Annotated in this window: 2 protein-coding genes; both read left to right on the top strand. The window is 32.7% G+C overall.

Features of this window, described 5'->3' with window-relative positions:
• Positions 1–656: 656 nt before the first annotated feature.
• Positions 657–932: a helix-turn-helix transcriptional regulator gene (locus tag ACFO5Y_RS09120; RefSeq protein WP_197105374.1), complete on the top strand. Its 276-nt coding sequence runs from the start codon at positions 657–659 to the stop codon at positions 930–932.
• A 119-nt stretch (positions 933–1051) separates the two neighbouring features.
• The gene (locus ACFO5Y_RS09125; RefSeq protein WP_197105373.1) at positions 1052–1588 is read left to right on the top strand and encodes a sigma-70 family RNA polymerase sigma factor; all 537 of its coding nucleotides are present in this window, start codon (positions 1052–1054) and stop codon (positions 1586–1588) included.
• Positions 1589–1699 lie beyond the last annotated feature (111 nt).

The raw sequence follows: 1699 nt of genomic DNA on the forward strand, positions 1-1699 counted from the left end.
GTACGTGAACCGTACGCTTGGTGGTGTGAGAGGTCGACTAGTCAATTAATGGCTAGTCTCCTACTCGATTGGCTACCCATATATGCATCTCAATCAATTACTAACGACTTTACATATAATCACCACGCACTCCTCCAGCCACTCAAATCGCTCTCCCATCACACCTTTACATAAAATTTACAATCCAAAAAAATAAATAAAAATAATTTGAATTATAAAACTTTATTGTTAAGTCACTTAAGTTTATAAAAATATGATGGAATAAATTAGATGAAAATAAAGATGGATTAAAAACATAATTTTCATAATTTAGGTAATTATTAAACAAAAATATTCCAATCAATTTGTATAATTTATGTATGAAAACCTTTTTGAGGGTAAAGAAATTCGGAAAGACCTAATTATGGGAGATAGCTTGTAAAGATGCTGAGGGCAGTCAATACGCTATATTATGACCCGAGAAATAAATTTTTTTCATATTTTTCACCAAGATAAATATTTTTTAGGTTATATTTTTATCAATATAATAATGTATATTGTAAAGTTTATGTAAACATGTTGAAAAGCAATTGATTAACCTTTTATAATAGTTTATTCTTATTTTTAGATTAATAATATTAATCTTATACTAGATATTTAGAAAAGAGGAACATAAAATGAATGAAATTGATCGTAAGAGGTTACGACAGAAAATCTATATTTGTGGTTATACCAACCAGCAATTAGCAAATGAAATAGGAGTGTCGCCTTCGACGATTTCGAACATCCTGTTAGGGCATACAAAACCTAAGTTCGAAGTGTTAAGAGCACTTTTTGGGGCGTTGGAACTCTCTTTCGATGAGTTTGTTCAGATCTTCTTTCCACATGAGTATCAATTAAACATTGATAAAGATTCTTTAGGAGACTTTGATCAAGGGCAGCCGTCACTATAGATAATTTTGTGAATTCATTGGCATTCAATATAAACCAATTGATATGTTATTTTAGTCATATCGAGTATATAATAGTAGATGTCGGTGGTTTCTTTTGTCATTTATTAGGAGGTTTATAAATGGATCCGCGGAAAGAACATGAGAAGTTATTGTCACAATTTGAGCCATTGCTTTTTAAGACTTTAAGTCGAGTAAATATGCGACGCATCCATGCTGATTATGATGATTATCTCCAGGAGTTGCGTTTGAAATTATTAACCCTTGCAGATAAGTTTGATGGGGATCCATTTAAAGAGGATCTTGTTCGCTTCTTAGGCTTTGCGAAACGAGGTTTATATCGTTATACTTTGGATTTAATTCGAAAGTCAGCAGAGAACGCAGATTTCGTCGGATCAGATGTCTCAGAATTAAGTGAATTGCTGCATAGTGACTTTGTGTTTGGGCTGAGCCCTGAAATTCAAGTGTTTATTGAACAAGCGAATGAAGTCCTCACAGTTAAAGAACGAGAAATATTTGCTTACTTGCTTCAGGGAGGATATACGGGTCAAGATATTGCGGATGAATTGGGAATAAGTCGTAAGATTATGAATAAGTACAAAAGTCGGATAAAAGAGAAGTTAATGCCATTGAAAGGCATGTTGCATGGGAATCATTAATAAATAACTGAATTAGATTGTCGGAAGTCTCATTGTTAAAAGGCTCTTTGTCAAATAGGGTTGATGACTCATTTTAATCAAGATCAAGCAGCATAAGTTGTTGCTTGATCT

The organism is Ruoffia tabacinasalis, from assembly GCF_042652985.1.
Taxonomy (GTDB): Bacteria; Bacillota; Bacilli; order Lactobacillales; family Aerococcaceae; genus Ruoffia; species Ruoffia tabacinasalis.

What these genes read in the sequence shown, in the direction of transcription:
- ACFO5Y_RS09120 (WP_197105374.1), top strand. Translation starts at nt 657, where the DNA reads ATGAATGAAATTGATCGTAAGAGGTTACGACAGAAAATCTATATTTGT.
- ACFO5Y_RS09125 (WP_197105373.1), top strand. Translation starts at nt 1,052, where the DNA reads ATGGATCCGCGGAAAGAACATGAGAAGTTATTGTCACAATTTGAGCCA.